This is a genomic window from Rhodothermales bacterium, from assembly GCA_039944855.1.
Classification (GTDB): domain Bacteria; phylum Bacteroidota; class Rhodothermia; order Rhodothermales; family JANQRZ01; genus JBBSMX01.
The window spans coordinates 519,730-542,215 of sequence record JBDUXZ010000005.1 but is presented as its reverse complement, the minus strand read 5'-3'; the positions used below and the strand labels follow the sequence as shown (position 1 = coordinate 542,215).

The following is a 22,486-nucleotide window of genomic DNA, read 5'->3' as shown; positions in this document are numbered from 1 at the left end:
CTTAGTCGGTCTGCGGCTTCAGGGTGAAGCTGTTCAGGAAGCCCGTATCGAAGTCGCCGGCCTGGAAGCGCGGGTCGTCCATGAGCTGGCGGTGGAACGGGATCGTCGTCTTGATGCCTTCGATGATGAACTCGTCGAGGGCGCGGCGCATCTTACGGATCGTGTGCTCGCGCGTCTTGGCGCGCACGATCAGCTTGGCGACCATCGAGTCGTAGTAGGGCGGGACGCGGTAGCCGGCGTAGACGTGGGTGTCCACGCGGACGCCGTGGCCCTTCGGCGTGTGGAGGCCGGTGATGGTGCCGGGCGACGGGCTGAAGTTGCGGTACGGGTCCTCGGCGTTGATCCGGCACTCAATGGCGTGGCCGTCGATGATCACGTCGCGCGCGGCGAGCTTCGCCCCATTCGCCACATCGAGCTGGAGTTCGATCAGGTCGGTGTCGGTCACCTCCTCCGTGACGGGGTGCTCGACCTGGATCCGCGTGTTCATCTCCATGAAGTAGAAGTTGCCGTGCTTGTCGAGCAGAAACTCGACCGTCCCGGCTCCGCGGTAGTCCACGGCGAGGGCGCCGGCGATCGCGGCCTCGCCCATCCGCGCGCGGAGGTCGGGGTCCACGACGGGCGACGGCGCCTCTTCGAGCAGCTTCTGGTGGCGGCGCTGGATCGAGCACTCGCGCTCGCCGAAGTGGATGGCCGTGCCCTGCCCGTCGCCGACGAGCTGGATCTCGATGTGGCGCGGCTCCTCGACGAACTTCTCGAGGTAGACGGCCCCGTTGCCGAACGCCGCCTTCGCCTCGTTACTGGCCGTGTCGAACATCTTCTCGAGTTCGCCTTCGCTCGTCGCCATCCGCATGCCCCGGCCGCCGCCGCCGGCCGACGCCTTGATCATCACGGGGTAGCCGATCTCCGCGGCGACGCGCTTCGCCTCGTGGGCGTTCTCGATCTCGCCGTCGGAGCCGGGCACGACGGGGACGCCGGCGGCGCGCATCGTGTCCTTCGCCACGCTCTTGTCGCCCATCCGGCGGATCGTGTCCGGCGTCGGGCCGATGAACGTGAGGTCGTGGTCGGCGCAGATCGCCGCGAACTCGGCGTTCTCGGCGAGGAAGCCGTAGCCGGGGTGGACGGCGTCGGCGCCAGTGACTTCGGCGGCGGCGATGATCCGGTCGGTGCGGAGGTAGCTCTCCGACGACGGCGGCGGCCCGATGCACACGGCCTCGTCGGCGAAGCGGACCGGGAGCGACTCGCGGTCGGCCGTGGAGTAGACGGCGACGGTCTGGACCCCGAGCTCGCGGCAGGTGCGGATGATGCGGAGCGCGATCTCGCCCCGGTTGGCGATGAGGACTTTCTTTATCACGCGGCGGCGGGGGTGAAAATGAGAGAGAGACGAGAGGGGCGTAGCCGGAGGAACGCGGCGTGCTGCGTGGGCTCAGGGAGCACGAACGCGCCCAGCCTCACACATCACGCTCCACGCATCACGGGGTGAGGACGAACAGCGGCTGGTCGTACTCCACCGCCTGCGCGTTCTCGACGAGGATCTCTTTGATCGTCCCCGCCTGCTCGCACTTGATCTCGTTCATCAGCTTCATCGCCTCGATGATGCAGAGCGTGTCGTCCTCTTCCACGCGGGCGCCGACCTTGACGAACGGGTCGGCGTCGGGCGACGACGCGCGGTAGAACGTGCCGACGATGGGGGCGCGGACGAGGATCTCGCCGGCCCCGGAGCCGGGCTCGGCGGGGGTTGCGGGAGCGGCCGGTGCCGCAGGAGCAGCGGCGGGCGCGGGGGCTGCCGCTTGGGCAGGCGGCGGGGCATAGCTCTGCGCGGGCGGCTGCATCGGCGGGTAGCCCGTCTGCATCGGGAAGCCCTGCGGCATCGCGTAGCTCTGCGGCATTGGGTAGCTCTGCGGCGCCTGCATCATCACCGTCGCCGACTGCCGCCGGATGACGAGCTTGAACCCGTCCTCTTCCACCTCGACCTCCGCGACGCCGCTCTCGTTGACGAGGCGGAGCAATGCTTGCACTTTATCGAGATCCATGATGGGGGCGGTTGGGACGGGAGAACGGTGGGTGGAGCCGAAGGCGCGGCGAGCCGCGCGCGAGGGGCTTAGTTCGTGCTGACGCGGGTGAGGTAGGCGCCGGACTCGGTATCGACCCGGACCATGTCCCCCTCGTTGATGAAGAGGGGGACGTTGATCGTCGCCCCACTTTCGAGTGTGGCTGGCTTCGTGGCGCCGGTCGCCGTGTCGCCCTTCATCCCCGGCTCGGTCTGCGCGACGACGAGCTCGACCTGGCGCGGGATCTCGACGGAGAGGGCCTCGCCGGTTTCCGCGTGTACGATGAGGTCTACGCTCCCGCCTTCTTTGATGAACCCGCGGCCCTCGACGCGATTGGCCGGCAGCGTCGTCTGCTCGTAGGTGTCCGTGTTCATCAGGTGCATGCCGAGCTCGTCCTCGTAGAGGAACTGATACGAGTGCCGCTCGACGCGGGCGTCCTCGACGCGCTCGCCGGCGCGGAACGTGTTGTCGACGACCTTGCCGTTGCGGAGGTTGCGGAGCTTCGTGCGGACGAAGGCTCCGCCCTTGCCGGGCTTGACGTGCATGAACTCGACGATCTGCCAGACGGCGTCGTTCCAGATGAAGGTGAAGCCGTTGCGGAAGTCCTGCGTGGATGCCATAAACGTGGATAGAGCGGCTGAATGGGAAGCGCGCGCGGCGCGCGCGCAGACGGCAAATATACCCTGCCCGTCGCTCCCCTGTCAATCGCCCGATGCCCGAACCTGCGCCGGCTTCCGTTTCCGAGGGCGCTCAGGCTCGGACGGCGCGGCGCTCGGTAAAAAGCGAGAGGCCCCGCCGGAGTAAACCGGCGGGGCCCCTCGATCCATGCGGTGGCGGGCCTGGCACCGTCGGTGCCGGCGGCTCGCCTAGCAGGCGCTACCGAACGACGGTGAGCGTCTGCGTGAGCTGCGTGGCCCCCGCGCTGAGGCGGTAGACGTACACACCGCTCGGGAGGCTAGCAACGTCGAGCTCGACCGACTGCGCGCCGGCCTGGCGGACGCCGTCGACGAGGGTCGCGACCTCACGGCCGAGCACGTCGTAGACGGTGAGGCGGACGTCCTGCGCCGTGGGCAGCTCGAACCCGATCGTCGCGCGGGACGCGACGGGGTTCGGGTACGCCGACTCAAGGACGAACGTGCCTTCCGGCGTGGTCTCCTCGACCGCGACGGCGCCAAGCTCCTGCGCTGCGGCTACGTTCGCCGCGAGGTCAGCCTGGTCGGCACCGCCGACGTAGGCAAACCGGACGACGACGGCCGTGCCGGCCGCAATCGCGAACGGACCGACACCAGCGACCGCAGCCCGCTCGGCGGGATCTCCACCACCGTCGATCTGCGTCGTAAGCGCCTCGAAGAGCTGCGCGTCGTCGGCCGTCGTGGCGTCCACGCTGAAGCCGGAGAGGGAGCCCGGGTCACCGATCGCAGCGACGCCGAACCACGGGTTCGCCTCGACCGGGTCGAAGACGCCGACGAAGTTGAGGTCCAGGTCAACCACCCCAGCATCGTCGGTCGACGTCGTGCCCGCATCCCAGTCAGCGAAGAGGCCGATGAAGGCTTCCGCGATGTCGCTGCCGGAGATGTTCTGCACCTCGAGATCGACGAACACGAACGGGTCGTCGGCGCGGGAGTACGAGCGCTCGGTCACGCGGATGCCGATGTCCGTGTTCTCGAAGACGGCGATGAAGCCGGCGTCGAAGTCATCGAACGGAGCCGGGAACGGAGCCGCGAGGGTCTCGACGTCCTGGACGTCCGTCCACTCGGAGGCACCGTCGTACGGGTTCGACACGACGTTGCCGTCGATGCCGACGAGCACGGAGCTCACGAAGAGGCCGTTGACGCCGTTGAACTGGAAGCCGTTGCCAGCGAACGAGACGTCGCCACCGAGGAAGCCGTAGTCGAACACGTCAAACGTGACCACGCCCGTGTTGTGCGTGCCAACGGAGGCGGGCGGCGGGGGAGCCGTGATGCGGATCGGGATGATCGTGGCCTCCTCGCCGAACTTGATCTCGGTGCCGATGGCCAGCCCGCTCGCGCGGGAGACGAAGGTAGCGGGGATGTCGCAGCCCTGCTCCGCCGTGCAGTCACCACCCATGATGGTGATGGTCTCGCTGTCGGGCCCTTCGCGCTCGTCGTTGAAGACGACGACGGCGACGGCGCCGGCGGCGGCGGCGTTCTGCACCTTCGCGACGAAGGGGCACACGCCGCGCTCGACGAACGCGATGTTGCCAGCGACTTCAGCCGCGCTCTCGGCGGTGAGGGGGTTGCAACCCTCGGCCGGGGGCGCGTCGGGGAACTCGCCCGTCGCCTGAGACACGACGGGGACGAGCGGGAGCGGGCCGATGTTCTCGCCGAGGACGAACTGCGGGCCGAAGCTAGCAGCCAGGGACGGGTACTGGGTCCCGGCGATCTCGACAACGACGCTGTCGGGTTCGGCCTGCCCGACGGCGAGCGTCGGCGCGAGGACGAACAGCATGAGGAATACGTAGCGAATGTTCTTCATAGCGGGGGGTAGGGGTTAGTAGGAGAGGTGCTCTGTACCAGCTACACCCAACACGCCGTCTCGCAATCCTGAATGGGTGCGATGGGGAGGGCGGGATGCATTACTGAATGCGGAGTCAATGATACGATACACGGAACGCGGGGTCAACAGTTCCTTCATCGACGCCTTCTGTACTGCGCGCTGCTCCACGGGTTAGAGCCAACGTCTTGCTTTGCAAAGGAGATGCACAACCTGCGGAAACGTCCGCACCGGCCGCGCCGTCTGCTCGTCGCCCTATGAGCGAGGCCGCCCCGTCCCCGTCCACGCCTGCTCGCCTGCCCTCCGGTGATGGACACGCCGTACCGCCCCGCTAAACACCTCCGGGGCGGAAGCCGATACCTGCACCACGCGGTGTCTACGATACTGAATGCAGAACGACGAATGCCGAACGCCGCGCCTTGCGCTATGCCTCGATCTACTCCCTTATGATTCCCGCCCCCTCTCCGCTTTACCCTTCCGCCCCGCCCCGCCTCAGCCGGCTCCTCGACGTCTGCCTCGCGTTGAGCGCGGAGACCGACTTCGACCGCCTCCTCACGACGATTCTCGACACGGCCACGGAAGTCCTCGATTGCACCGCCGCGTCGATCCTCCTCTTCGACGAGGCCGCCGGCTGCCTCCGCTTTGCCGCGGCGACGGGCTCGGACCCCGTGGCGCTCGCCGCGATTGCCGTCCCGCTCGAAGGCAGCCTCGCCGGGGTGATCTTCCGGGAGAACCGCCCGCTCCGCGTCGACGACCCCACTCGCGACGCCCGCCACTTCGGCGAGGTGGGGAAGGCCGTCGCCCTGCAGACGGAGGCGCTCATCGGCGTGCCGCTTCAGGTTCACGGGCAGCCCACCGGCGTGCTCGAAGCGCTCAACCCGCGCGCCGGGCACTTCGCGTCGGACGCGATCGACGTGCTCACCGTCATCGCGGCGCAGGCGGCCGTGGCCGTGCGGAACGCCCAGCAGCAGCGCGCCCTCCGCCAGGCTTATGACGACCTCAGCCAGCTCGACCGGATGAAGAGCGACTTCATGGCGATCGCCTCGCACGAACTGCGGACCCCGCTCGCCACCGTCCTCGGCTACGCCACCGTCCTCGCCGAAGAGGCCCCGCCCGACCTCGCGGACTTCGCCGCGATCACGCGGCAGGCAGCGGAGAAGGCAGGCCGGGTCGTGGACGCGATGGAGCACCTCAGCCACGGGAGCACGCCCTCGTCGGGCTCCCAACGCCTCCTCGTCCAGTACCTCCTCCACCGCGCCGTGGACACGATGAGCCCCCTCCTCGCGGAGCGGGGCGTCCGCCTCGGCCTCGACTTTGCCGACGAGCCGGCATGGGTCTACGCCGACATGGACCACCTCCACCGCGCGTTCTCCGCCGTCCTCGACAACGCCATCGCCTTCTCCTCCGAGGGTGCCACCGTCCGCGTCCGCCTCTGCACCGTCGGGCGGTCCGTCGAGATCACCGTGGAGGACGACGGCCCCGGCCTCGGCCCCGGCGATCTCGACCGCGTCTTCCAGCCGTTCTATCAGGTGCAGGACTCCCTCACCCGGACGCACGAGGGGATCGGGCTCGGGCTGACGCTCGCGCGGCGCTATCTCGCGCTCCACGGCGGCGAGATCACGGCCCACAGCGCCGGTACGGACCGCGGCGGCAGCACCTTCCGGCTCCGCCTGCCCGTAGCCCCGCCCGCCTCGTGAGCGATTCGTTCTACGCCGACCTCCCGGCCCACCGCGACTTCGCGCGCATCTCCGACCCCGACGCCTACGCGCCGGTCCCGGCGGACTGGAGCGTCGTCATCACGGACGTGCGCGGCTCGACGGCCGCCGTCGCCGCCGGGCGCTACCGCGCCGTGAACTACGCCGGCGCCGCGTCGATCACGGCCCTCCTCAACGTGGCCGGCGACCTCGCCCTCCCGTTCGTCTTCGGCGGCGACGGGGCGACGCTCCTCCTCCCGCCGCGCCTCGCCGCGACCGTCCCGCCCATCCTCCGCGCCGTCCAGCGCGTCGTCGCCGCCGACCTCGGCCTCGACCTCCGCGCCGGGATCGTCCCCGTCGCCGATCTCTACCGACGCGGTGCGCGGCTCACGGTCCTCAAGCACGCCGTCTCGCCGAACTACGACCAGGCGATGTTCTCCGGCGGCGGCCTCCTCGTGGCCGAGCACCTCGTCAAAGACCTCGTGACGGCCGAGCACTACGACGTCGGCGACGGGCCGGTGTGGGACGACCCGGAGCGGAAGCTCTACGAAGGACTGGAATGCCGGTGGGAGGAGATCTCCAGCCGACGCGGCGAGGTCGTCACCCTCCTCGTGCTCGCAACCGGAGAGACCGAAGCCGAGCGGCTCGGGGTGTACCGCGACGCGCTCCGCGTCCTCGACGCGACGTACGGCGACGCCGCCCACCCCGTCTCGCTCGATGCGCTCCGCCTCGCCCGCCGCCCCGCCCACCTCGACCTCGAAGCGTCCGTCCGCGCCGCACCGTCCGCGCGTGTCGCGTACCGCCGCAAGCACTGGCTCCTCAACCTGCTCGGGATCGCCCTCGTCGGCCTCCGCCTCAAGACGCAGGAGACGGATTGGGAGCAGTACCCCAAGCTGCTGCGCGCCTCGACCGACTTCCGCAAGTTCGACGACACGCTCCGCATGGTCCTCAGCGGCTCGCCCGAGCAACGCGAAGCGCTCGCGGCGTGGCTCGACGGCCAGCGCAAACGAGGCCGCCTCGCGTACGGCCTCCACGTCTCCGACCGCGCCACGCTGACGTGCCTCGTCTTCAACCGGATGGGCCGCCAAGTCCACTTCGTCGACGGCGCCGACGGCGGCTACACGACGGCCGCGCGCCAGCTCAAACGGCAGATTGCGCGGGATCGCCTCGCCGAGGACCTTCGCGCCGAAACCCGGCTCGCTGAGGGCTACGCCCCGATGGAGATGCCGGCGGTGTAGCCGCTCGCCCACGCCCACTGGAAGTTGAACCCGCCGATGCGGCCGTCGACGTCGCAGATCTCGCCGCAGAGGTGCAGGCCCGGCGTGAGGCGCGATTCCATCGTGCCGAGGTCCAATTCGGTGAGCGGGACGCCGCCGCCGGTGACCTCGGCGTAGCGGTAGCCCCGGTCGCCGGTGAGGGGGAGCGGCGTGGCGGTCACGGCCCCGGCGAGGGCGCGGCGGGCGTCGCGCGTGAGCGTGTCGCCGGTCGTCGCCGGGTCCACGTCGGCCGCGTCGAGCAGGGCGCGGGCGACGCGCTCGGGCAGGCGCTCGCGGAGGAAGCGGAGCACGGTCTGCCCGCCGAGCGCTTGCAGCTCGCAGCCGAGCGTTTCGGCCGTCACGCCGGGGAGCCAGTTGAGGGTGACGTGCGCGCCGGGGTCGTCGAAGCGGGCGTCGAGCCAGTAGCGGCTGAGGTCGAGCACGGACGGGCCGGAGAGGCCGAAATGCGTGCAGAGCGTGGAGTCGGTGAAGTCGGTCAGCTTCTTCCCCGTCGCGCTGCGGAGCTGGACCGTCGCCGGGAGCGTGACGCCGCTGAGCCCGCAGATCCAGTGGTCGGACGGGAGCGTGAGCGGGACGAGGGCGGGGAAGACGCGCCGCGTGACGGTGTGGCCGAGCGACCGCGCGATTGCATATCCGTGCCCGTCGGACCCGCTCTTCGGCAGGCTCCGGCCGCCCGTCGCGAGCACGAGCCGCCCGGCCTCCAGCGTGAACCCTTCGCCCACGACGCGGAACCCGTCGCCCGTCCGCTCGACCGACTCGACGCGCTGCGGGTGGCGGATCTCGACGCCGGCCTCGCGGTTCGCGCGGAGGAGCGCGTCGAGCACGGTCCGCGCGCTGTCCGTCGTCGGGAAGAGCTTGCCCGTCTCCTCGCGCTTCAGCTCGACGCCGAGGTCGCGGAAGAAGTCGACGGTGGCGGGCACGTCGAAGCGGCGGAGCACTTTTTTGATCGCGTTCCGGGACGAGCCGGCGTAAGCGCGGGCGTCGACGGCGTGGTGGGTTACGTTGCAGCGCCCGCCGCCGGCCACGAGGATCTTCGCGCCCAGCTTCCGCGCCCCGTCGAGGAGGACGACGCGGCGGTTCGGGGCCGTGCGTCCGGCCCAGATTCCCGTCATCAGCCCGGCCGCGCCGGCGCCGACCACGGCTACATCGACACGCTCCATATTCCCTCCTTCCCGGCCGCCGCTCAGGGTGCGGTGAAGGGTAGCACGCTCCGCACCCACGAGCGCATCGGGCCGCTCCGCATCCGCGCGGGCGACCACCGCTTCTGCGTCGTCGCCCGCATCGCGATCGCGTCGATCGTCGGGTGCACCGAGTCGATGCGCTTGATGGCGAGGGGCTCGCCGGCCTCGCTGAGGTAGACCTGCATCTTCACGCTCCCGCCGATGCCGGCCTGCCGGAGGCTGTCGGGATAGACGATCGTGACCTCCGATTCAGGCGAGGGGCGAGGGTAGAAAAAGACCCGATTGAGCTCGCGATTGATCTCCTGCACGAGGTCCTCGCGGTCCGCTTCGGCAGCCTGCTCGTCGATGAGCGGGACGGCGATCACGCCGAAGAGCGAGTCGACGACTTCGGGCTGGTTGCGGTAGAGCGCGATGAGGTTCTGCTGGATGTTGCGGTGGGCCGGCCCCTCGGTCCGCTTCCCGTCGGGCCGCTCGCTGAGGCTCATCGCCTCGAACGTTTCGAGGTCGCGGAACGCCGTGCTCGTGTCGACGCCCTCCTGCCACCACCGCTCCAGCCCGTCGGCGTTCCAGCCTGGCGGCGGGCCGAGGTCGGGCGCGGTCTCACAACCGGCGAGGACGGCGAGGGCGAGCAGGCAGTAGCAGAAACGGAACATGGGCAGCGGCGACAATAGAATGGAGATCCGCCAAAATACCGCAGGAGCGCCCGGTCCGGCAGACCCCCCGCTTTTCGGTCCATCGCTACGCTCAGGAACCAAAAAGCTGTCCCCCTTCAAGGGGGACAGCCACGTGTAGCCGGGAGCAGAGACTCGCAGAGTCGGAGCGACCGCGAGCGTGGCAGGGGGTCGAAGCTCAGCGCTGTGGGCCGCGGTCCGGGACAGTAGCGGGCTCCGGGTCGGGTGCGTCGGCGAGGCGGACGAAGAAGCGGCGGCGGTCCATCGCCACGATGCGGACGGCGCTGCCCGAGGCGATGAACTCGCCCTCCGTCTGCACCTCGACGCGCTCCCCGCCAACCTCGACGATTCCGCCCGGACGCAGCGGCGTGATCGCGACGGCGTCGCGGCCGAGGTAGCGCGAGCGAGCGTCGGCGTCGCGGGCGTCGGCGTCGGTGTCACGGCTAAGGCTCGTCGCGAGAACGAAGCGGTCCCAGGCGCCGGATTCCCACATGAGGTAGAACATCCCACCGCCGACGCCGAGCGATCCGAGCGCGGCGAGCGCACCGCCCGCCGCCCCGTGCGTCACGAAGGCGTAAATCACGCCCGCGATGATCACCGCGCCCCCGACGAACCCCACGACGCCGATTCCCGGCACGACGTAGACCTCGAGCGCGATCAAGCCGAGCCCGAAAAGGATGAGGAGGATGGGGATGAAGAGTTCCAAAGGAGCCGTGCCGGTTGATCGCTCGTTAGAACGGGTAAGCTACGACGCCGGTACCGGACGCACCTCCACCCGGCTCCCGCGCACGCTGACGACCTCGACCGCCTCGCCCTGCGACACGAACGTGCTCTGCGAAACCACGTCCACGCGGCGCCCGTCGATCTCCGCCGTCCCCGCCGGCCGCAGCGTCGTCAGCGCCACGCCGACGAGGCCGAGGAGGGTTTCGTCGGTGTCGGACGAGGTGTAACCCGACGCGCTCCCGAGTTCGGGGGCGAGGATGAGGTGGTTGAACCGCTCCGAGCGGGGCATGTACCGCGCCAGCGAATAGCTCAGCACGACGAGGAGGACGAGCGTGCCCGCGAGCGTGAGGATCGCCTGCGTGATCGCCCCGTCCGTCGGGAAGCTCAGCCCGACGTTCCCGATGAGCGCCGCGCCGAGCGAGAAGAAGGTGAGCACGAGGCCCGTGATGCCCGCCACGCCGAACCCGGGGATGACGAAGACCTCGGCCAGCAGCAGCAGCACGCCGAGCACGAAGAGCACGATCTCCCAGCTCGCCACGAGCCCGAGCATGTAGTGCGGCGCGAAGAAGAGGGCCGCGCCGAGGACCGACGCCATCCCGGCGAACCCGATGCCCGGCGTCTGCAGCTCGAAGTAGAGCCCGCCGAGCATCATCATCATCAGGATCGACGCGACGACGGGCGAGCCGAGGAAACGGAGGACCTGCTCGGCGCGCGTGGCCCGGTGCTCGACGCGCTCGCGGTCGGCGGCGCCGAGGGCGGCGAGCGTCTCGTCTTTCGTCTCGTACACGGCGTCGGCGACGCCGAGCCGCTCGGCTTCGCTCGCCGAGAGCGTGAGCAACGTCCCGGCCTCCACAACGCCGTCGACGGCGAGGTTCTCGTCTACCATCGCTTCAGCGAGGCGGGGGTCGCGGCCGTTCGCCTCGGCCGTCGCGCGCATCAGCCCGCGCATGTAGCTCTGCATCTTCTCCGACGCCTTCGTCCCCGCCCCGTCCACGACCGTCGCCGCGCCGATCGACGCGCCGGGCGTCATCACGATGAGGTCGTTGGCGTACGAGATCAGCGCGCCCGCGCTCGCCGCGTTGGGGTCGATGAAGGCGACGGTCGGGATCTCGGCGTGGAGGATCGCCGAGCGAATCTGATCGGCGGCGTCGACGAGCCCGCCGAAGGTGTCGATGTCGAAGAGCACGAGCGACGCCTCGGCCTCGGCGGCATCGGCGAGGGCGCGCTCGACGTAGTTGGCGAGCGCGGCGTCGATCATCCCCTCGATAGGGACGACGAAGACGGGGCCGGCCCCGAGGAAGTCCTCGACGGCAGCGAGGCGCTCGGCGGGCGTCCGCGTCGCCTGCGCGGCGAGGGGGGCGGCGAGGCCGAGCAGCAGAAAGAAGGCGCAGAGCGCACGGAACGAAGCAGGCATGGCGTGTCGAGCAGGCGTGTCGGACCTGTACGCGACGCACGGAGGGAAGATTCAGCCACGCCCCGCGCTTCGCCGTACCTCCACCGCCGCGACGCAGCTACCGGATCAGCACCGGCGTGCCGACGTCGACGAGGTCCCAGATCGCGTCGAGGTGCACGTCGCGGAGGGCGACGCAGCCGCGCGTCCACGCCCGCTGCCGCCCCGAGCCCTGCCCGTGGATCGCGATCGCCCCGCCGAGCGCCGTGCCCATCGGCGGCGAGCGGAAGCCGAGCGAGGCCTTGACGATCTCGGCATACTCCGCCCGCGAGATGATGCCGGCTTCGAGCCCACGCTCGGCGTCCTCGGCGTTCGGGTAGCTCAGCATGAACGATCGGTAGTACTGGCTGTTGAGGTTCTTCTGACAGACGAAGAACTCGCCTTCGGGAATCCGGTAGTGGTCGCGCTCGCCGAGCGAGGCGCGGCGGACCTTGTCGCCCGTCGGGTTCTGCGACACGTCGGCCGGGAGGCGGCGGACGAGTTCGGACCCACGGTAGACGTAGAGATTCCGAGTCTCTTTCTCGACGAGCAGCCACACGTTCGAGAGCGCGGATGTGGCGACCCACCCGATCGTGTCGTCGCCGAGCACGCGGCTCCACCCGTCCGGGCGCTGCTCGATCACGCGGACATCCTGCCGAAAGTCGAGCCGGGCGAGCGTGACGGCGGAGTCGGGCTTGGCGAAGACCTGCGGACGCTCGCGGACGACGTAGTAGATCGGTGCGTCCTCCATCGACGCCGGCGCGGCCCGGTTCGCGGTCGGGGCTGCGTCATTGATCGGCGTCGGCGAGGCGGTTCCGCTGCTGCGCTCGGGCGGAGCGCCGGGCGAGGCCGGTTGCGCCACACCGATCGTGGCTCCGGCGAGACAGGCAAGAACGAGGAGGAGCGGGCGCAGCATCGGACGGGCGGGCGTGGTGGAAACGGGCCGGAATATAAGCGCGTGGGGCGGGCGGCGGACAGGCCCTCCGCTCAAGCATCGGCCGCGCACGAGGCTCGGTTAAGCCTCCATGAGGGCCGCTTCGTTGTGGCGTACGCACCAGTGGTAGGCCTCCAGCATCCCGTCCAACACCGCCCCCTCCGTCACCATCTGCACGGCCGCCTTCACCGCGTCGGCGGCGTTCTGCGGCGCGAACGAATAGCCGACCACCTCCAGCGCTTCAATGTCCCCCTGCGTGTCCCCGATGAACGCGAGGTCGCCGACCGTCAACCCCTCCTCTTCCGCAACGGTCTCCACCGCCACCCGCTTCGTCAGCGCGCGCGGCAGCACGTCGATCGAGACGGGCGTCGGATGGACGATGAGGTCGGGGAACGCGTCTGAGACGAAGCGGTCCACGAGCGGCGCCATCCGCGCGACCTCGTCCTGATCCGTCCCGACGAGCCCGACTTGGGCGCGCTTGCCGTAGTCGAACGAGAAGCCCGAGCCGGGCAGCACGTCGCGATGGAAATAGCTGCGCACCTCGTTCAGCGCCCGCTCGACGTCGTCCGTCAGGAGGGGGCTCCAGCGGATCGTCGCGGTGGCGAGGTCGAACCGGCCGCCGCCGCTCTCGAAAAGGGCCGGCCCGCGGAGGCCGAGCGCCTGCGCCACGGCTTCGACGTAGGCGTACGACCGCCCCGAGCAGATCCCGAGGCGCGGCAGCGTCGGGTCGGTCTCGGCACGGCGGGCGAAGTCGGCGAGCGTGCGGAAGCCGTCGAGATCGTACGGCTCGTACGGCGCAGCGAGGCACCCGTCGATATCGGCGAGGAAGAGCTTGACCATGATGCGTGGCTGTCGGCTCTTGGCTTTTGGTTATAGGTTCTGTGGAGCGAACGAATAGCCAACAGCCAAGAGTTTACGAGTTGCCCCCTCCCATCGCTTCGGCGAGGATTTCGACGGTGCGGTCGGAGATGCCCATCGCGGAGAAGCCGCCGTCGTGGAAGAGGTTCTGCATCGTCACCATCCGCGTGAGGTCGCTGAGGAGCGTGATCACGTAGTCGGCGCAGCTCTCGGCGTCGGCGTTCCCGAGCGGGGCCATGAGGTCGGCGAAGTCGAACATCGCGTCGAAGCCGGCGATGCCACCGCCGGCGCTCGTCCGCGTCGGGCTCTGGCTGACGGAGTTGATGCGGATGCCGCGCTTGCCGAGCCGGTAGCCGAAGGCGCGGACGATGCTTTCCAAGAGGGCCTTCGCATCGCCCATCTCGGAGTACTTCGAGAAGACCCGCTGCGCGCCGATGTACGAGAGCGTGACGATCGAGCCACCGTCGGCGAGGGCGTCCTTCGCCAGCCCGGCCTGCACGATCCGGTGGAGCGAGACGGCCGAGATGTCGAGCGTCTTGAGGTACCAATCGTGGTTGAGATCCTCGTAGGGCCGGTCCTTCCGCACGTTCACGCCCATCCCGATCGAGTGGACGACGAAGTCGACGGGGCCGTGATCGGATTTGACCTGGTCGAAGAGGGCGTCGAGCTCGTCGTCTTTCTGCGCGTCGGCGTAGATGACGGGGCTGCCGGTTTGCTCGGCGAGGGCGTCGATGTTGCCGAAACGTTTCGTGACGGGCGCGTTCGAGAGGGCGAACGTGGCGCCCTCGCGGTGGCACGCCGTGGCGATCTGCCACGCGAGGCTGCGCTCGTCGAGCGCGCCGAAGATGACGCCGTGTTTGCCGTGGAGGAGGCCGTGGCCGGCAGCGGAGGTGGGCATGGGTGGAGGCGGTTGAATAAGAGAAGGGCGGACCGCCAAAGCTAGCGGCCCGCCCGTTCCGTGGCAAGCTGTCGGTACGGCTCGCGCGTCGTTCAGCCTTCCTGCGCGGCGCTCGCGCCGGGGGAGGCTTTGTCGTCGTTCGCCGTGTCCTTCTTCGTCACCCACACGCCGCGCTCGCCGCCGGAGAGCAGCTCGCGCACCTTCTTCAGCATGCGCTCCTTGAAGATCGGCTTGGCGATGTAGTCGTTGAAGCCCGCTTTGAGGAAGCGGGCGCGGTCGTCGGGGTAGGCGTAGGCCGAGGTGGCGAGGACGGGGAGGTGCTGGAGCGCGGGGTCGGCGCGGATCCGCTCGGTGGCCGCCATCCCGTTCATCCCGTCCTGGAAGTTGATGTCCATCACCACGAGGTCGACGCGGTTGCCGCCGAGGTACGCGAGCGCCTCCTCGGCCGACTCGACCATGACGACCTCGTAGGTGGCGCGGAGGTAGAAATAGAGCAGCCGTCGGGTCTCGGCGTAGTCGTCCACGACGAGGATGACGGGGCGATCGGCGGCGTGGGAAGCGCCGGGTGCGGGGTCGGCGGAGGGCGGAGGGCTCATGGCAGGGCCTGGCGGAGTTCGGGGGCCAGCGAGGCAGGGCGGCGCGGGAATACAGCAGCGTACGAAAGAACCGCCCGATCATGTGGGCTCCCGTGACGCGACGGCGGTTTGGCCGAGGACATTGTAAAGGGTATCGCCCGTGCCGCGCCGATGTTAAGACGCATCGCCTGCATAATGGAACGCTTCCCGCATGATAGGGCCGGACGGTGGAATTTAAGTAGTCCGCTCGATTGGCCGTTCGTCTTCGTCGTCGGCGTGTGCCTGGAGGCCCGCTGCATACGCCGCCCCGAGCGGCCCCGTCTGCGCCAGCATGAGGGCGTGGACCGTCTCGTTCGCGGCGAGGATCTGCCCGCTAAACGGGAGCGTGTCGTGCCCTTCGAGGTCCGTCACGCGGCCCCCGCCCTCGCGGACGAGCACGACGCCGGCGGCGAGGTCCCACGGCGCGAGCCCGGCTTCGAAGAACGCGTCGCACCGGCCGCAGGCGACGTAGGCGAGGTCGGCGGCGGCGGAGCCGGGGCGGCGCACGCCGAGCGTCGTCCGCATAAACTGACGGAGCACGTCGAGGTATTCGTCCTCGTACCAGAAGTGGCGGAACGGGAAGCCCGTCGTGATGAGGCTGCGCGCGAGCGTGTCGGTGGCGCTGACTCCGGCAGGCGCGCCGTCGAGCGTGAGGCCCTGCCCGCGGACGGCCGCGAACATCTCGTCGGCGGTGATCTCGTAGACGACGCCGAGCACGAGCTCGCCCCGGTCTTCGAGCGCGATCGAGACGCAGTACGGCGCGAGGCCGCGCGTGAAGTTCGTCGTTCCGTCGATGGGGTCGATGATCCAGCGGGCGCCGTCGGTGTCGCCGCGCCGGGCGCGGAGGTCGGCGTCGGACGTGCCCTCCTCGGCGAGCACGGCGATGTCCGGGCACGCCGCGCCGAGGTCGCCGACGATCAGGCGCTGCGCCGCTTCGTCGACGTCCGTGACGAGGTCGTGGACGCCTTTCTGCCGGACGCCGGCGGCGTTGCCGGCGTGGCGACGGATGTGGGCACCGGCGCGGCGCGCGGCAGCCTCGGCGGCAACGAGTTCGCGCCGGTAGTCGGGAGCGGGCATCGGGCGGGGAGTGGGGGGAGCGTGTAGGATCGGGAGAAGGAACGGAGGAAGGTCGCCTCTGTTCGGTTCCGTTGTAATTCGTTGGCCCCCGCCTGCGCAGCGGCGCGTCCGACCGTGGCAACAATCCCGCGCGTCGGCGGTTCTCCCCGCGCCCTCTCACACCCCGAGCCCGTGCGCCTCTTCGCCCTCCTCCTGCTCCTCCCCCTCGCCGCCTGCACGGAGGCCCCGTCGGTCCCCCTCTCGCCCGAGGACGCCGCCGAGCGCGACTCCGTCCTCGCCCTCCTCCGCGCGGCCGACACCGCCGCGCTCGCCGCCGCGTTCGACCGGCTCGACGCGTTCCGCTACCGCGTCGAGACCCGCACGGAGCAGCTCGGCACAGACGGCCGGACCGAGGCCACGCGGACGGTCGCGGCGGAGGTGACGCCGAATGGGGGCGTACCGCTGGCGGACGTCGTGCAGGCCGATTCGACAGGGGCGTTCGACTACGGCGGCTTCGCCCTGTTCGCGTCCGAGCCCGACATCGACCCGCTCCCCGCGGAGAACCCAGCGACACTCGTCGTCCCCGAGGACCCGGCGTACCTCGACCCGCGCGGGATCGAGGCCTATCAGTTCCGCTTCGCGTCGGACACCCGCCTCGGCGACCGGCGCGTCCGTGTCCTCAGCATCGACGCGCGACCCGGCGAGGGCGACGACAAAACGCTCCGCCACGCCCAGCTCTATCTCGATCCGGCCACGGGCGACCTCGTCGGCATCCGGCTCCAGCAGCGGATGACATCGCTGCTGTTCAGCGAGCGGAGCGACGCGACGATCCTGCTCCAGCCCGGCCCAGCCGGCGGCTGGCTCCCGCAGAGTACGCGGTTCGAGACGACGCTCGACGCCCTCTTCACGGCGAAGCGCCACTTCCGCCTCAGCCGCCGCTACAGCGAGTTCGCGCCAGCGGCGGCGGCTGCACGCTGAGCGATGCGCCTCGCCGACGACCTCGCCGACATCCTCGAAACCGAGCGCTTCGGGCGCTCGGTGCGCAGTTCCGCCGCGTGCCCGTCGACGAACGCCGAGGCCGCCGCGTGGGCGCGGGCCGGCGCACCCGAGGGCGCGCTCGTCCTCACCGACCACCAGACGGCGGGCCGAGGCCGCCTCGGCCGGACGTGGGACGACGCGCCGGGCCAGAACCTCCTCCTCTCCGTCGTCCTCCGCCCCGCGCTTCCGCCGACCCAACTCGGGCTCGTCACGCTCGCGGGCGGGCTCGCCGTCGCCGACGCCGTGGCGCCGTGGACAGCTCCCGTCGAGCCGCGCATCAAGTGGCCGAACGACGTGCTCCTCAGCGGGCGGAAGTGCTGCGGGATGCTGCTCGAATCAAGCCTCGGCCCGGCACCGTTCGTCGTCCTCGGGATCGGGCTGAACGTGAACCAAGATGCGTTCCCCGACTCCATCGCCGACCGCGCCACGTCGCTGCGGCTGGAGGCGGGGCGGCTCGTCCCGCGCGAGGCCGTGCTAGCGCGGTTGCTGGCGCGGCTGGAATACTGGACTGACCGCCTCGCTCGGGGCGACGCGCCCGCCGTCCGGCAGGCGTTCGTCGAGCGGATGATCGGGCGCGGCGAACCGGCCCGCCTCCACGTCGCCGTCGACGGGGAGCCGCTGGAGGGCATCGTCGACGGCATCGACCCGACGGGCGCGCTCCGACTCCGCACCGCCGACGGCCTCCGCGTCGTGCACGCGGGCGACGTGACGTTCCGCACGAAGTAGGGGCGGGCCTTGTGCCGGCCCGATGCAGGGCGGAATCCCGACCAGGACGGACACGTGGGTCCGCCCCTACGGATGGATCGGGCGCGGTAGATTCGCTCCCATGATCCTCACCCTCGACATCGGCAACACAGCGGTGAAAGGCGGACTCTTCGATGGGCCCGCGCTCGTCCGCACGTTCCGCCTCGCCTCCGACGCCTCGGCGTCGGTCCCGGCCTACCGCCATGCGCTCCGCCACCACCTCGACGGAGCGGACGTGGAGCGCGTCGGCCTCGCCTCGGTCGTCCCCGCCGTCGCGGCGCTGATCACCGAGGCGGCGAGGGCCGAGACGCTGCACCTCCCGCTCGCCGTCGCGCCGGGGCTCGCGCTCCCGTTCGAGATGGGGTACGAGACGCCGGCCACGCTCGGCACCGACCGCATCGCGGCGGCGGCGGGCGCGTGGACGCGGTATCACGGCGACGCGCCGGACCGGCCGCTCGTCGTCGTGGACGCGGGGACGGCGGTGACGCTCGAGGTCGTCAGCGCGGAGGGCGTCTTTCTCGGCGGATCGATCGGGGCCGGGCCGGACCTCGTGCGCCGCGCCCTCGCCCGCGGCACCGCACAGCTCCCCGAGATCGACGCCGTCGTCCCGCGCCGCGCCGTCGGTCGCTCGACGGCCGAGGCGTTGCAGGCGGGCGTGATGCTCCCCTTCCTCGACGGCGTACGCGGCCTGCTCGCCCGCGTCACGGCCGAACTCGGCGCCGCACCGCTCGTCGTCGCCACCGGCGGGTGGAGCGAGTTGCTCGCCGAGCACATCGCGGCTATCGATCACGTCGAGCCGCACCTCGTGCTCTACGGCGTCCGCGACGTGCTGGAGCTCAATCCGTAGCGGATCAGCCCGGCATCCCGCTTCAGTTCGACGTGTCGATGCGCCACCCGAACGGCGGCAGCGTCACCGAGCCGGCGCGGGGCAGCGTCGTCGTCACGGCCCGGTCGCGGACGTTGACGGCGACGAGCGCCGTGTCGCCGGCCGCGATGCGGTAATAGGCGACGACGTCAGCCTCCGCCTCGTGCGGGATCGGCTCGACCGTGTCGCTCCGCATCGCAGCGGAGGCGGCGCGGCGGGCGAGGAGGTCGTCGTAAAAGGCACGCATCGCCGGGTCGGTATCCCATCGGATCGCCACCTTTTCGAAGAGCGGGAGCTGCTGCGTGTCGCCGACCTCCTGCCCGTTGTAGACGAGGAGCGCGCCCGGCAGCGTCGCCGCAATCACGGCGGCGGCCTGCGCGCCTTCGGTCCCGCCGAAGAGGTCGAGCGGCGTGGCGTCCCACGCAGTCTCGTCGTGGTTCGTCGTGAAGCGCATCCGCTCGGCGTCGCCGTAGCGGGCGCGCTCCGCCTCGAGCACGGCGAAGAGCGTGTCGGCGGGCGCGCCGTTCCAGATCGACTTCAGCGCGCCGTAGGTGTCCCACGCGTACGTCAGGTCGAAGCCGGCGTCGTAGAGCTCGGGGTCGGCGCCCTCGGCGAGCATCAGCACAGGCTTGATCGCGCGCAGCTCGGCAATCGCGTCACCCCAGAAGTCGGTCGGGACGAGCTCGGCCACGTCGCACCGGTACCCGTCGATGCCGACTTCTTCGACCCAGAACCGCATCGCATCGCGCATCGCCGCGCGGAGGTCGGGGTCGTCGTAGTTGAGGTCAGCGACATCCGTCCAATCGGTGCCGGGCGGGTGCGTGAGGGCACCGGTCGAGTCGGTCGTGTACCACTCCGGGTGGGCCTCGACCCACGCGTTGTCCCACGCCGTGTGGTTGGCGACGAGGTCGATCACGATCCGCATGTCGCGCGCGTGCACGGCGTCGACGAGGGCCTGAAAATCCTCGAGTGTGCCGAAGCGGGGGTTGACGTCTTTATAGTCCCGGATGGCGTAGGGCGAGCCCAGCGTCCCCTTCCGCCGCGCCTCGCCGACGGGGTGGATCGGCATGAGCCAGAGCACCGACGCGCCGAGCTCTTTCAGCTCGTCGAGGCGCGGGATGATGGCGCGGAACGTACCCTCTGGCGTGAAGCTGCGAACGTAGAGTTCGTAGATCACCGGGTCGTCCATCCACGCCGGATGCTCGGCGGCGGCATCGACCCCAGAGACGGCAACAGGAACGGGCTCGGCGGGGCGAGCGCAGCCGGCGAGCGCGAGCAGGAAGGCAGCCGATACGGAGAGGAGGAGCGTGCGCATCGCAGACATCGGGTGTGGGGAGCGGGTCACGCCCCGTTGGGCTGGTGAAGGAGGGTCTGTACGTGGGCCAGCACCATGTCGAGCGCGACGCGGTTGTGGCCGCCGTGCGGGATGATCACATCCGCTTTCCGCTTCGACGGCTCGACGAACTCGAGGTGCATCGGGCGGACGGTCCGCTTGTACTGCTGGATCACGCTCTCGATGTCGCGCCCACGCTCGTGGAGGTCACGCTGGATGCGGCGGATGAGGCGGACGTCATCGGGCGCGTCGACGAAGATTTTGATGTCCATCCGCTCGCGCAGCGCCGGCTCGCCGAGCACGAGGATGCCCTCGACGATCACGACCGGGTGCGGGTAGACCGTCTCCGTCTCGACGCGGCGGCTGTGCGAGGTGAAGTCGTACGTCGGCTTCTCCACCGGCTCGCCGCCGAGGAGGCGGTCTAGGTGGGCCACCATGAGGTCGGTTTCGAGCGCGTCCGGGTGGTCGAAGTTGAACCGAGCGCGCTCATCGGCCGGGAGGTGCGAGAGATCGACGTAGTACGAGTCGTGATCGAGGAGGGCGATCTGATCGCGGCCGAAGGCCTCGATGATCTTCCGCTGCACGGTCGTCTTGCCGGAGCCCGACCCGCCCGCAATCCCGATCACGACGGACATGGCTTACTCGTCGTCGTCGGCCTCGCGAGCCGCTTTCGCAGCGGCCTTTTCGCGAGCGATCTCTGCGCGGGCGGCGTTGCGCTCGGCCCGCCGCTTTTCCCAGCCGGGGCTCGACACCATCACGACGGTGCCCGTCTTCGTCGCCTCGTCGAACGTCGTCGCTTCCTCGTCGAGCTCGTACCCGCCCGGCGCCTCCCACTCCAGCAATTCGTCGACACTCTCGGCCGGGTCGCGGACGACGAAGTTGACGAGGGCGCCGCGGAGTTGCTTCACGTTGTGCGTGACCGGCTTGCGCTCGCCGTCCTTCTCGTCGAAGAACTTCACCTGCACCATGGCCCGGTACGACCCGTCGTCCTCCCACGCGTCGAGGTGCGCCTGCGGCAGGAGGTTCCAGACGAACTTGCCCGCGAGCGCGCTGTTGAGCGCCGGGCTGAGGATGGGCCGCCAGAACTTCGAGAGCTTCCCGATCTCGGGCAGCCGCGCGTCCATCTTGAGACGGTAGTTCGGGATGAGGTCGTCGGGGCGAAGCAGGCCGAAGAGGCCGGAGAAGATGACGCCGTTCTCGAGGAGGCGGCGCTGCGCGCCGGTCGGCAGTTCGGCGAACTCCATCGCCTCGTACATCACGCCAGGGCCGTAGCGGTCCACGGCGGCGAGGAGCGGGCTCCCGTGGATCTCCATGTTGACTTGGACGGCCTCTTCGAGCGTATCGCTCTTGACGCCGAAGAGCTTCTCCAGCGCCGCCTCATCGCTTTCTTGCACGACCCGCTGCAGCTCTTTGATGACGGCGCGCCGCTCGGGGTTCAGCTCGGAGAAGTAGTTAAAGGTGTTCGACGTGCGGTAGTCGAACATGTCCGGGGCGAGGGGATTCCCGCCGGGGGCCTTCCCCTCGGCACTGGGCAGCAGAATCGCGAAGTTAGCCATATAGGGCGATGGGATGAACCGGCCGGCGACGAGCCGGACCAGGACGTGCACTGACGAGGGACGAGGACACTACCGAGGGATGCGGGTCACCGACGGGTCGGCGCTCCGTGGAATCAGCGGTCCGATGGCCGCTGCCGCACTTCGCTCATCAACGAGTTGGCGTCTTCGAGGATGCGCTCGGCCTGCTCACGGGCGTCGGCGATGAGGGCGGCGCCGCTCTCGCGCGCCGCGCTCTGCACCTCGTCCGAGCCGAGTTGCTCCACGAGCGTAGCCACTTGGTGCGACCACCGGTCGAGCAGGTAGGCGAGCCGTCGCCGGACCTTCCGCCCCTCGTCGGGAGCGACCAGCAGGCCGAGGCCGAAGCCGGTAACGACGCCAGCGAGCGCTCCCGCGATGGAAGCATGAACGAGGCTTTTGTTACGGGTGCTCATGGAGCTAGAGAGGCTGAATTGAATCGGAGAGGGGAGCGACTCGAGAAGATACGGCGTCCCCCGTTCGGCGTGGGCACCAACAAAAAAGCCGCTTCCGGCCAGCCGGACGCAGCTTCTTTGCGAGGGTACACCCTAGAAGATGCGCCCAGCAAAGGACGCACGGCGCGGCGGGCGCCGGTCGGATCTACCGGCTCTTCTTCTTGTGGCGGTTCTTACGAAGCCGCTTCTTCCGCTTGTGGGTGGCGATCTTGTGGCGCTTGCGCTTACGGCCGCACGGCATAGAGTCGGGGGTCAGGATGGTGGAACGGGAGCCGGTAAAGGTACGCATCGGCGGAGGGTCTTCCAAATGCCAACGCGGACGCTGACACGGGGCTCGCCCCAAGAGGTTCGGCCTACGCGATCCGATTAACTCGCTCTTCACCTCTCTGAGAGCCCTCTCTCAGAGGCAGCACGGCCGGTCCCACGGACGGAGTTCAGTCACGCAGATGGAGTTCGATTAATCAGGGCATGCGCCGATGCCCGTCCCCCCTGTGTACAGCCATGTGCAGAATACCGCACACTCCTCTCTTTCTCTCCCCCCGCCTGCCCGGCAGACGGCGCCGCTAGCGGTTTGGCATACCCA

22 protein-coding genes are annotated in these 22,486 nt (G+C 69.9%); 5 read left to right on the top strand and 17 right to left on the bottom strand.

Features of this window, described 5'->3' with window-relative positions; genetic code table 11:
- Position 1 precedes the first annotated feature (1 nt).
- The 4 genes from accC to ABJF88_04860 form a co-directional block, all read right to left on the bottom strand.
- A complete protein-coding gene (accC, locus tag ABJF88_04875; GenBank protein ID MEP0546243.1) occupies positions 2 to 1,351 on the bottom strand; it encodes an acetyl-CoA carboxylase biotin carboxylase subunit in 1,350 nt (449 codons plus the stop codon).
- A 118-nt stretch (positions 1,352 to 1,469) separates the two neighbouring features.
- Positions 1,470 to 2,030: an acetyl-CoA carboxylase biotin carboxyl carrier protein gene (accB, locus tag ABJF88_04870; protein ID MEP0546242.1), complete on the bottom strand. Its 561-nt coding sequence runs from the start codon at positions 2,028 to 2,030 to the stop codon at positions 1,470 to 1,472.
- A 68-nt stretch (positions 2,031 to 2,098) separates the two neighbouring features.
- Complete coding sequence (gene efp, locus ABJF88_04865) at positions 2,099 to 2,668, bottom strand: elongation factor P (protein MEP0546241.1); 570 nt, start codon at positions 2,666 to 2,668, stop codon at positions 2,099 to 2,101.
- Positions 2,669 to 2,924: 256 nt separating this feature from the next.
- Entirely contained in the window at positions 2,925 to 4,544 is a 1,620-nt protein-coding gene (locus tag ABJF88_04860; GenBank protein MEP0546240.1) for a PA domain-containing protein, read from the bottom strand.
- Positions 4,545 to 5,008: 464 nt separating this feature from the next.
- On the opposite strand from ABJF88_04860, the gene ABJF88_04855 reads away from it, so the two are divergent.
- Positions 5,009 to 6,259, top strand: coding sequence for a GAF domain-containing sensor histidine kinase (locus ABJF88_04855; GenBank protein ID MEP0546239.1), 1,251 nt, complete (start codon positions 5,009 to 5,011; stop codon positions 6,257 to 6,259).
- The gene (locus ABJF88_04850) at positions 6,256 to 7,494 is read left to right on the top strand and encodes a DUF3095 domain-containing protein (GenBank protein MEP0546238.1); all 1,239 of its coding nucleotides are present in this window, start codon (positions 6,256 to 6,258) and stop codon (positions 7,492 to 7,494) included. The genes ABJF88_04855 and ABJF88_04850 overlap by 4 nt, the downstream gene beginning before the upstream one ends.
- On the opposite strand, the gene ABJF88_04845 is transcribed toward ABJF88_04850, so the two are convergent.
- The 9 genes from ABJF88_04845 to ABJF88_04805 all read right to left on the bottom strand — a co-directional run bounded on the left by ABJF88_04845 (position 7,464) and on the right by ABJF88_04805 (position 15,918).
- The gene (locus tag ABJF88_04845) at positions 7,464 to 8,693 is read right to left on the bottom strand and encodes an NAD(P)/FAD-dependent oxidoreductase (GenBank protein MEP0546237.1); all 1,230 of its coding nucleotides are present in this window, start codon (positions 8,691 to 8,693) and stop codon (positions 7,464 to 7,466) included. The two genes, ABJF88_04850 and ABJF88_04845, sit on opposite strands and share 31 nt — an antisense overlap.
- A 23-nt stretch (positions 8,694 to 8,716) precedes the next feature.
- Entirely contained in the window at positions 8,717 to 9,367 is a 651-nt protein-coding gene (locus ABJF88_04840) for an energy transducer TonB (GenBank protein ID MEP0546236.1), read from the bottom strand.
- Positions 9,368 to 9,563: 196 nt separating this feature from the next.
- Positions 9,564 to 10,091, bottom strand: a complete 528-nt coding sequence (locus ABJF88_04835) for an NfeD family protein (protein MEP0546235.1) — start codon at positions 10,089 to 10,091, stop codon at positions 9,564 to 9,566.
- Between the two features lie 39 nt (positions 10,092 to 10,130).
- Entirely contained in the window at positions 10,131 to 11,522 is a 1,392-nt protein-coding gene (locus ABJF88_04830) for an NfeD family protein (GenBank protein MEP0546234.1), read from the bottom strand.
- A 97-nt stretch (positions 11,523 to 11,619) separates the two neighbouring features.
- Positions 11,620 to 12,453 carry a L,D-transpeptidase family protein gene (locus tag ABJF88_04825; GenBank protein ID MEP0546233.1) on the bottom strand — a complete coding sequence of 278 codons (834 nt, stop codon included), beginning with the start codon at positions 12,451 to 12,453 and terminating at the stop codon, positions 11,620 to 11,622.
- A 99-nt stretch (positions 12,454 to 12,552) separates the two neighbouring features.
- Complete coding sequence (locus ABJF88_04820) at positions 12,553 to 13,311, bottom strand: HAD family hydrolase (GenBank protein MEP0546232.1); 759 nt, start codon at positions 13,309 to 13,311, stop codon at positions 12,553 to 12,555.
- Between the two features lie 73 nt (positions 13,312 to 13,384).
- Positions 13,385 to 14,227 (bottom strand): enoyl-ACP reductase, encoded by an 843-nt coding sequence (locus tag ABJF88_04815; protein ID MEP0546231.1) that lies wholly within the window; start codon positions 14,225 to 14,227, stop codon positions 13,385 to 13,387.
- A 92-nt stretch (positions 14,228 to 14,319) separates the two neighbouring features.
- Entirely contained in the window at positions 14,320 to 14,823 is a 504-nt protein-coding gene (locus ABJF88_04810; GenBank protein MEP0546230.1) for a response regulator, read from the bottom strand.
- Positions 14,824 to 15,036: 213 nt separating this feature from the next.
- On the bottom strand, positions 15,037 to 15,918 hold the full coding sequence (locus ABJF88_04805; protein MEP0546229.1) for an inositol monophosphatase family protein: 882 nt from the start codon (positions 15,916 to 15,918) through the stop codon (positions 15,037 to 15,039).
- Between the two features lie 171 nt (positions 15,919 to 16,089).
- On the opposite strand from ABJF88_04805, the gene ABJF88_04800 reads away from it, so the two are divergent.
- The 3 genes from ABJF88_04800 (at position 16,090) to ABJF88_04790 (ending at position 18,526) form a co-directional block, all read left to right on the top strand.
- Positions 16,090 to 16,875, top strand: a complete 786-nt coding sequence (locus ABJF88_04800) for a hypothetical protein (protein ID MEP0546228.1) — start codon at positions 16,090 to 16,092, stop codon at positions 16,873 to 16,875.
- A gap of 3 nt (positions 16,876 to 16,878) precedes the next feature.
- Positions 16,879 to 17,661 (top strand): biotin--[acetyl-CoA-carboxylase] ligase, encoded by a 783-nt coding sequence (locus ABJF88_04795; GenBank protein ID MEP0546227.1) that lies wholly within the window; start codon positions 16,879 to 16,881, stop codon positions 17,659 to 17,661.
- Positions 17,662 to 17,761: 100 nt separating this feature from the next.
- The gene (locus ABJF88_04790) at positions 17,762 to 18,526 is read left to right on the top strand and encodes a type III pantothenate kinase (GenBank protein MEP0546226.1); all 765 of its coding nucleotides are present in this window, start codon (positions 17,762 to 17,764) and stop codon (positions 18,524 to 18,526) included.
- Positions 18,527 to 18,548: 22 nt separating this feature from the next.
- Here ABJF88_04790 and ABJF88_04785 read toward each other — a convergent pair whose 3' ends face one another.
- From ABJF88_04785 to ABJF88_04770, 4 genes are all read right to left on the bottom strand, one after another.
- Positions 18,549 to 19,859: an alpha-amylase family glycosyl hydrolase gene (locus ABJF88_04785; GenBank protein ID MEP0546225.1), complete on the bottom strand. Its 1,311-nt coding sequence runs from the start codon at positions 19,857 to 19,859 to the stop codon at positions 18,549 to 18,551.
- Positions 19,860 to 19,885: 26 nt separating this feature from the next.
- On the bottom strand, positions 19,886 to 20,512 hold the full coding sequence (gene udk / locus ABJF88_04780; GenBank protein MEP0546224.1) for a uridine kinase: 627 nt from the start codon (positions 20,510 to 20,512) through the stop codon (positions 19,886 to 19,888).
- Positions 20,513 to 20,515: 3 nt separating this feature from the next.
- Positions 20,516 to 21,433: a YaaA family protein gene (locus tag ABJF88_04775; protein ID MEP0546223.1), complete on the bottom strand. Its 918-nt coding sequence runs from the start codon at positions 21,431 to 21,433 to the stop codon at positions 20,516 to 20,518.
- A 113-nt stretch (positions 21,434 to 21,546) separates the two neighbouring features.
- Positions 21,547 to 21,864 carry a YtxH domain-containing protein gene (locus tag ABJF88_04770; GenBank protein MEP0546222.1) on the bottom strand — a complete coding sequence of 106 codons (318 nt, stop codon included), beginning with the start codon at positions 21,862 to 21,864 and terminating at the stop codon, positions 21,547 to 21,549.
- Between the last annotated feature and the right edge of the window lie 622 nt (positions 21,865 to 22,486).

Excerpts from the sequence above, each read along its gene's own strand:
- accB (MEP0546242.1), bottom strand. The coding sequence starts at position 2,030 with ATGGATCTCGATAAAGTGCAAGCATTGCTCCGCCTCGTCAACGAGAGC.
- efp (MEP0546241.1), bottom strand. The coding sequence starts at position 2,668 with ATGGCATCCACGCAGGACTTCCGCAACGGCTTCACCTTCATCTGGAAC.
- ABJF88_04860 (MEP0546240.1), bottom strand. The coding sequence starts at position 4,544 with ATGAAGAACATTCGCTACGTATTCCTCATGCTGTTCGTCCTCGCGCCG.
- ABJF88_04855 (MEP0546239.1), top strand. The coding sequence starts at position 5,009 with ATGATTCCCGCCCCCTCTCCGCTTTACCCTTCCGCCCCGCCCCGCCTC.
- ABJF88_04845 (MEP0546237.1), bottom strand. The coding sequence starts at position 8,693 with ATGGAGCGTGTCGATGTAGCCGTGGTCGGCGCCGGCGCGGCCGGGCTG.
- ABJF88_04840 (MEP0546236.1), bottom strand. The coding sequence starts at position 9,367 with ATGTTCCGTTTCTGCTACTGCCTGCTCGCCCTCGCCGTCCTCGCCGGT.
- ABJF88_04830 (MEP0546234.1), bottom strand. The coding sequence starts at position 11,522 with ATGCCTGCTTCGTTCCGTGCGCTCTGCGCCTTCTTTCTGCTGCTCGGC.
- ABJF88_04825 (MEP0546233.1), bottom strand. The coding sequence starts at position 12,453 with ATGCTGCGCCCGCTCCTCCTCGTTCTTGCCTGTCTCGCCGGAGCCACG.
- ABJF88_04820 (MEP0546232.1), bottom strand. The coding sequence starts at position 13,311 with ATGGTCAAGCTCTTCCTCGCCGATATCGACGGGTGCCTCGCTGCGCCG.
- ABJF88_04815 (MEP0546231.1), bottom strand. The coding sequence starts at position 14,227 with ATGCCCACCTCCGCTGCCGGCCACGGCCTCCTCCACGGCAAACACGGC.
- ABJF88_04810 (MEP0546230.1), bottom strand. The coding sequence starts at position 14,823 with ATGAGCCCTCCGCCCTCCGCCGACCCCGCACCCGGCGCTTCCCACGCC.
- ABJF88_04805 (MEP0546229.1), bottom strand. The coding sequence starts at position 15,918 with ATGCCCGCTCCCGACTACCGGCGCGAACTCGTTGCCGCCGAGGCTGCC.
- ABJF88_04795 (MEP0546227.1), top strand. The coding sequence starts at position 16,879 with ATGCGCCTCGCCGACGACCTCGCCGACATCCTCGAAACCGAGCGCTTC.
- ABJF88_04790 (MEP0546226.1), top strand. The coding sequence starts at position 17,762 with ATGATCCTCACCCTCGACATCGGCAACACAGCGGTGAAAGGCGGACTC.
- ABJF88_04785 (MEP0546225.1), bottom strand. The coding sequence starts at position 19,859 with ATGCGCACGCTCCTCCTCTCCGTATCGGCTGCCTTCCTGCTCGCGCTC.
- udk (MEP0546224.1), bottom strand. The coding sequence starts at position 20,512 with ATGTCCGTCGTGATCGGGATTGCGGGCGGGTCGGGCTCCGGCAAGACG.
- ABJF88_04775 (MEP0546223.1), bottom strand. The coding sequence starts at position 21,433 with ATGGCTAACTTCGCGATTCTGCTGCCCAGTGCCGAGGGGAAGGCCCCC.
- ABJF88_04770 (MEP0546222.1), bottom strand. The coding sequence starts at position 21,864 with ATGAGCACCCGTAACAAAAGCCTCGTTCATGCTTCCATCGCGGGAGCG.